General features: G+C 71.7%; 5 protein-coding genes. 2 read left to right on the top strand and 3 right to left on the bottom strand.

Going from position 1 to position 6,904, the window contains the following annotated elements:
- Together VF697_RS21045 and VF697_RS21040 are read right to left on the bottom strand one after the other, a co-directional pair.
- Positions 1 to 1,042 (bottom strand): sensor histidine kinase (locus VF697_RS21045; RefSeq protein ID WP_331097688.1); only part of this gene is annotated, 1,042 nt, incomplete at its 3' end.
- Between the two features lie 52 nt (positions 1,043 to 1,094).
- Positions 1,095 to 1,574 (bottom strand): hypothetical protein, encoded by a 480-nt coding sequence (locus tag VF697_RS21040; RefSeq protein ID WP_331097686.1) that lies wholly within the window; start codon positions 1,572 to 1,574, stop codon positions 1,095 to 1,097.
- A gap of 176 nt (positions 1,575 to 1,750) precedes the next feature.
- On the opposite strand from VF697_RS21040, the gene VF697_RS21035 reads away from it, so the two are divergent.
- Together VF697_RS21035 and VF697_RS21030 are read left to right on the top strand one after the other, a co-directional pair.
- On the top strand, positions 1,751 to 2,896 hold the full coding sequence (locus tag VF697_RS21035) for a hypothetical protein (protein ID WP_331097684.1): 1,146 nt from the start codon (positions 1,751 to 1,753) through the stop codon (positions 2,894 to 2,896).
- Between the two features lie 13 nt (positions 2,897 to 2,909).
- The gene (locus VF697_RS21030) at positions 2,910 to 5,081 is read left to right on the top strand and encodes a bifunctional alpha,alpha-trehalose-phosphate synthase (UDP-forming)/trehalose-phosphatase (RefSeq protein WP_331097682.1); all 2,172 of its coding nucleotides are present in this window, start codon (positions 2,910 to 2,912) and stop codon (positions 5,079 to 5,081) included.
- An 11-nt stretch (positions 5,082 to 5,092) separates the two neighbouring features.
- On the opposite strand, the gene VF697_RS21025 is transcribed toward VF697_RS21030, so the two are convergent.
- A complete protein-coding gene (locus VF697_RS21025) occupies positions 5,093 to 6,751 on the bottom strand; it encodes a sensor histidine kinase (protein WP_331097680.1) in 1,659 nt (552 codons plus the stop codon).
- Positions 6,752 to 6,904 lie beyond the last annotated feature (153 nt).

Here is a 6,904-nt window from a genome sequence, read left to right as displayed (position 1 = left end):
GGCCTCGGGTGAGGGCGGGTCCCTCGAGCACGCCGGGGATGCCACTGCCCCCATCGCGGATGGCGACGCGGATGGAGGCGGGCAGCGCGTCGACGGAGATGCGCACCGGGGCGGCGCCGGGTGGAGAGGCCTCGGTGGCGTTCTTGAGGAGGTTGCCGAAGAGCCGGCGCAGCCCGTCGGGGTCCGCGGAGAGGGAGGGCTCGGGGCCGGGTTGCAGCTCCACGGGGACGGGAGAGGTGCCCTGGTAGAGGGCGCACACCTCGGTGAGCAGGGGGCGCAGGGCGACGGGCTGGAAGCGCGGCGCGGGCAGGCGGGCGAAGTCGGAGAAGCTCCGCGTCATGCGCATGAGCAGCTCCACCTCTTCCTGCAGGAGGGCGACGGACTCGGCGAGGCGGGTGGCGTCCGGCGGTGCGTCCGGGCGCGACAGCCGCGCCAGCGCGAGCTTCATGGCGGTGAGGGGGTTTCGCAGCTCGTGGGCGAGCGCGCGGGCCACGTCCTGCCACGCGGCGATCTGCTCGGCGGCCTTGAGGTGCTCGCGCTGGGCGGCGAGCTCGCGGCCCATGCGGTTGAATTGAACGAGGAGGAATTGCACCTCGTCGCGCGGGGCGTCGGGCGCGGGGAGCTGGACGGAGAGGTCTCCCCGGGCATAGGCCCACATGCCCTGGGTGAGAGTGGAGACGGGGCGGGTGAGGGTGCGCCCGAGCAGCACGGCGGCCACGGTGAGCACGGCGGCCGAGACGAGCAGCAGGGCGGCGAGGAGCAGGGGCGTGCGGCGCACGAGCGCGCGTCGGACGAGCTCCGCCTGGGCGAGGTTGAGCCGGGCCTCGTCGAGCGCGGCCGGGGCGCGTCCCTCGCGAGCCAGCTCGGTGGAGACGTCGTCGAGCACCTGCTCCACGGGGGCGAGGGAGACGGAGAGCAGCTCCTGGAGGGCCTGCCGGGCGATGAAGCCGAGCAGCATGAGGGGCACCAGCCCCGTGACGAGCATCACGGCGAGGAGCCGGCGGCGGAAGCGTGCGGGAGGCAGGAGCAGGTCGGGAGGCATCGGCGAGGCGGTTCTACTCGCCGCCGGTGCGCAGGGCACCCTCCGGGTGGCCTCAGGCGTGAGGCGCGGGGTCCTGGTCGACGGACAGGGGCGTCGTCAGTCCGAAGTGGTGCCGGAGGCGCTCGGCCTCCCGGACGAGTCCCTCCGCCTCGAGGCGCGAGATGGCCCAGAGCGCCGCCTCCGACAGCTGGGCGGTGACGACATAGGGGACGGGCATGGCCTTGAAATAGAAGATGGCGCTCAAGGCCAGCCGCATGAGGGGCGAGATGATGACGAACGCCACTCCGAGCTGGCACTCGCGCAGGAGGGCGTCGTGCTTCTGGATCCACTCGGCCTGCCGCTGGCGCAGCTCGGGGGTGGGGACGCCCCGGGTGAGGTCGAGGATGCTGATGAACTTCTCCCCGCGCCGCAGGCAGGCGGCCGCCCCCTCCAGGTAGTGGTCGAACTGCTCGGGTGTGGTGGCCCCCACGAACCTCACCACCCGGAGGGGCCACAGTGAGTCATCGATGCGGATGGAAGAGGCAGTGGGCATGGCGCTCCAAACATAGGGTTGGAGGACAGGGGGGAACGATGTCACGCCGAGCGGGGCACGCCTCCTTGTCTGCCCTGGGAGCGTGTTGCTCAGCCCGCCTCGGGCCGAGGGGAGGGCCTTGTCGGGGGTGGGTATGCCCTCCATCCGACGTTCGGGACTGGTAGCCTCCGGGGAGGATGTCTCGTCTCCTCGCCCCCTCCCAAGCCTGGCTCTTCGGCCGAGGTGTGGACCTCACCGTCTTCGCGGGCAGCGCGCTCGTCTCGGTGGGGCTCGCGCTCGCCGCGCCCCTGCTGGGCCTCGCGGGGGAGACGCCCCTGTGGGCCTGGGTGCTGCTCGTCGTCTGCGTGGACGTGGCCCACGTCTGGTCCACCCTCTACCGGACCTACTTCGATGGGGAGGAGGTGCGCCGTCGGCCCGGCCTCTACCTCGCCGCGCCGCTCGTCGCGTACCTGCTGGGCGTCCTCGCGTACCTCGTCGCCCCCGGGGCCTTCTGGCGCCTCTTCGCGTACACCGCGCTCTTCCACTTCATCCGCCAGCAGTACGGCTGGGTGGCCCTCTATGGCCGCAAGGCCCGCGTCTCCGGCACCGAGCGACGCCTCGATGCCGCCGCCATCTACGCCGCCACCGTGGGGCCCGTTCTCTGGTGGCATGCGAACCTCCCCCGCGCCTTCTGGTGGTTCGTGGACAACGACTTCGTCTCCGGGCTGCCCGCATGGGTGGGGACGGGGGCGCTCGTCGTCCACGGGCTCGTGCTCGCCGCGTGGGGCGGCTTCCAGGTGTCGCGCCTCGTGCGGGGCGAGGGCCTCCAGGTGGGCAAGGTGCTGCTCGTGCTCGCCACCTGGGTGACGTGGTTCGGGGGCATCGTGCTCGCCCAGGACGACTTCACCTTCACGGTGACCAATGTCGTCCTGCACGGCGTGCCCTACTTCGCGCTCCTCTTCCGCTACGCGCGGGGCCGGCTCGCCGAGGGCGGCTATGGCTGGCTCGGGCCCGTGGTGCGCGCGGGAGCGCCCGGCCTCCTGGCGGTGCTGGTCGCGCTCGCCTTCGGGGAGGAGCTGCTCTGGGACTGGCTCGTCTGGCACGAGCGCCCCCGGCTCTTCGGCGAGAGCGTGCTGGAGGTGCCCGCGGACGTCATGGCCCTCGTGGTGCCGCTGCTCGCGCTGCCCCAGGCCACGCACTACCTGTTGGATGCCTTCATCTGGAAGCCGAGCCGCGAGCCGGCGCTGCTGAAACGACTCGGGTGGACACGCGGCGCGGGTGAAGGTTCTCCAGGTAGCACGAGCCCCATCTCCGCAGTGGCCATCCCCAACGCGGGTGAGTAAGCGTCTGGGACGTATGTCCCGACTCCTGCTCGTTTCCAATCGACTCCCCGTCACCGTCAAGGCGGACAAGGACGGTGTCTCCGTGGTTCGCAGTGCCGGAGGGCTCGCCACGGGCCTGCGCGGTCCACACGAGCGCTCGGGAGGGCTCTGGGTGGGGTGGCCCGGGGAGGTGTCGCGCCTGACGGAAGCGCAGCGGGCCTCCGTCAACGCCCAGCTCGCCGAGCTGCGCTGCGTGCCCATCCAGCTCAGCGCCAGCGAGGTCAGCCGCTACTACGAGGGCTACTCCAACCGGGTGCTCTGGCCGCTGTGCCACTACCTCATCGATCGCATGCCCCGGCAGGACCGCGACTGGGACGTCTACCGCAAGGTGAACGAGCGCTTCGCCGACCTGGCGGTGCGCCACTACCAGCCCGGGGACACCATCTGGGTGCACGACTACCAGCTCATGCTGGTGCCGGCCCTGCTGCGCGCGCGGCTGCCGCAGGCGCGCATCGGCTACTTCCACCATATTCCCTTCCCGTCGAGTGAGATCTTCCGCACCCTGCCGCACCGCACCGACCTGCTGCGGGGCCTGCTGGGGGCGGACCTCATCGGCTTCCACACGCTGGCGTACGCGCGCCACTTCGCCAGCACCCTCATGCGGCTGCTGGGGCTGGAGACGGTGGTGGACCGCGTCGACTACAACGGGCGCGAGGTGCGGCTGGGCGGCTTCCCCATGGGCATCGACGCCCAGGCCTTCGAGAACCTCGCCAACGAGCCGACGGTGCTCGAGGACGTGCGCCAGCACCGGGAGAAGAGCTCGGAGCAGCGGCTGGTGCTGGGGGTGGACCGGTTGGACTACACCAAGGGGATTCCCCGACGGCTGCTGGCGGTGCAGCGGCTGCTGGAGCGCGAGCCCGAGTGGCGCGGCAAGCTGCGCTTCGTGCAGATCGCCGTGCCCAGCCGCACCGCGGTGGCGGACTACGCCGCCTACCGCGACGAGGTGGACGAGCTGGTGGGCCGCATCAACGGCCTCTACGGCGGCGTCCACACCGTCCCCGTCCACTACCTCTACCGCTCCTTCAACGAGCGGCAGCTCGCGGCCCTCTACCGCGCCGCGGACGTGATGCTCGTCACCCCCATCCGCGACGGGATGAACCTGGTGGCCAAGGAGTTCTGCGCCGCGCGCCCGGACGAGGATGGTGTGCTGGTGCTCAGCGAGCTGGCCGGCGCGTCGGATGAGCTGGGCGATGCCCTGCTGGTGAACCCCTATGACGTGGAGGGCATGGCGGACGCGCTGCAGGCCGCGCTGGAGATGCCGCTGGAGGAGCGGCGCACGCGCATGCGCAACATGCGGGCCCGGGTGAAGGAGTACGACATCCACTGGTGGGTGCGCTCCTTCCTGGACACGCTCGAGGCCGTGCCCACGCCGCCTCCTCGCAGGGAGCCGGCCGGCATGGAGGCGGCGCTCGAGGGCATGCGGCGGGCCGGAAACCTGCTGCTCCTGCTCGACTACGACGGCACGCTCGTCCCCTTCGCCCCGAAGCCGGAGCTGGCCAGCCCGGATGCGGAGCTGTTGGATTTGCTGCAGCGGCTCGCCACGCGCCCCAACACCCGCCTCCACATCGTCAGCGGGCGGCCGAAGGAGACGCTGGAGGCGTGGGTGGGCGGCCTGCCCATGGGTCTGCACGCCGAGCATGGGCTCTGGTCGCGCCCCGCGCCGGGTGCGCCGTGGACGTCCCTGGAGGGGGTGAACACGGAGTGGAAGGGCCTGGTGCGCCCGGTGCTGGAGTCCTTCGCCGCGCGCGTGCCCGGGGCCTTCGTGGAGGAGAAGTCGGCGTCGCTCGCCTGGCACTACCGGCAGGTGGATCCGGTGTTCGGTGCGACCCAGGCGCGCGAGCTGCGCCTGCACCTCGGGGAGGTATTCGCGCAGGGCCCGCTGGAGGTGCTGCCCGGCGACAAGGTGGTGGAGGTGCGCGCGCGCGGGGTGGACAAGGGCCGCGTGGTGGGCGTCGTCACCCAGGACATGGCTCCCGGGACGCTGGTGGTGGCCATCGGTGATGACCGCACCGACGAGGATCTCTTCGCCGCGCTGCCGGAGGACGGCATCTCCATCCACGCGGGAGGCAAGGACACGCGCGCCGGCTACCGGGTGCAGGGCCCCACCGAGGTGCGCCGGCTGCTGTCCGCGCTGCTGGTGGGCTAGGCCTTCGCGGCTCAGGCCGCCCGGCCCCAGGACTCGGCGTCCTGGGCGACGGGCAGGGTGATGCGGAAGGTGGTGCCCTGGCCCGGCGTGCTCTCGACGGTGAGCTCTCCTCCGAGCGAGGTGATGATGCCCTGGCACACCGGCAGCCCCAGCCCCGTCCCCACGCCGACCGCCTTGGTGGTGAAGAACGGCTCGAAGATGCGCGAGAGGTTCTCCGGAGGGATGCCGCACCCGGTGTCGCTCACCTCCACCGTGACGCGGCCGGGAGCGCTCTGCCGCGCCACCACGCGGATCTCATTCTCCTCCGTCCGGCCCGGCTCGATGGCATGCGCGGCGTTGATGAGCAGGTTGAGGAGCACCTGGATGAGCCGCGACCCGTTGCCGCGCACCGGCGGCACGCCCGCGCAGTCCTCGACGAAGCGCGCGCGGTGGCGGATCTCATGGGCGGCCATCTTGGCGGCGCTGTGCACCACCATCCCCAGCTCCACCCGTCCGAGGGCCGCGTCATCCGGACGCGAGAGCACCTTGAGGTCCTGCGCGATGAGGCGGACCCGCTCGGCGCCCTCGTAGGACTCGGCGAGGGCCGAGAGCAGCTCCCGCCGCTCGTCCTCGGAGGGCGCGCCCTCCAGCCGGCCCAGCTCGTCCTGGAGGAAGCGGAGGTTGCTCAGGATGTACGCGAGCGGGTTGTTGATCTCATGGCCCACGCCCGCCGCGAGCCGCCCGACGGTGGCGAGGCGATCCGCGAAGAGGAACTGGTCCTGGGTCGCATGGAGCTGCTGGAGGCTCTCCTCCAGCCGGGCGTTGGCGGTGGCCAGCTCGGTGGTGCGCGTGCGCACCGTCTCCTCCAGCAGGGTGTTGTAGCGCTGCTTCTCGCGCATCAGGTCGCGCAGCTCGAGGGCCATGCCGTTGAAGGCGCGCGCCAGCGAGGCGAGCTCGTCGTGGCCCTGAGCGGGCAGCGGGCGCTCGAAGTCCCCGTGGCCGATGCGCTCCACGCCCGCGCGCAGCTCGCGCAGGGAGCGCTGGAGCGGTTCGAGGATGGCGAGGGCGAGTCCCACCACGAGCACGAGCGCCAGGGCGGGGATGAGCTTCGCCAGGGTGTTGCCGCGCCGCGAGTTCTCATCCCACCTGAGCCGCAGCTGCTCCATCTCCTCGCGCTCGTCCGCGATGGCGGCCTCGATGCTCTGGCCCACGTCCCGCTCGAAGTCGTGGAACAGGTCCCACCACGTCTCGGGGGAGAGCTGTTGCCCCTCCTCCACCGAGCGCGCGAGGGCCTCGGCTCGCCGCACCCAGCGGTGCTGGGCGTCATGGAGCAGGGCGAGCCGCTCGTGGCCTCGCTCCTCGTGCTCCGGCCTGTCCTCCGCCGGCACCAGCAGCAGCTCCTGGCGCTCGAGCTCCTCGAGCCGGGAGAAGTGCTGGTCCATGCGCGCGTCCTGCTCGCGCAGGACGCCGGTGATGTTGCCTCCCTCTCGCTGCGCGTGCCTCAGTGCGTCGAGGAAGGGCGAGGCGCTGTTGCGCATCCGCCCGTAGAGGTCGATCTGGTCCTGGATGAGGCTCAGGTGCTGGCGGGAGCGCAGGCCCATGCGGGTGCCCTGGAACATCTGCACCCCCATCCCGAAGACGAGGGCGATGGCCACCACCGCGAACAGCACCACCTTCCAGCGCATCGTCATCACCGACAGGGCCCCCGTGGCCTCCGAGTGCTTCCTCGGAGGCGATGAGTTCCGGCGGGGTGCCTTCCCCACACTGGAAGTCGTACACCCCTGTATAGCAGGGAAAGCCCGTAAGTGCCCGGAAGGGGGCCGGAGCCCGCCTGCTCAGCGTTC

This window comes from Archangium sp. (genome assembly GCF_036388035.1).
In the GTDB taxonomy this organism is placed as follows: domain Bacteria; phylum Myxococcota; class Myxococcia; order Myxococcales; family Myxococcaceae; genus Archangium.
Note: the sequence above shows the minus strand (reverse complement) of the source record. Positions and strands in the feature narration are given on the sequence as shown.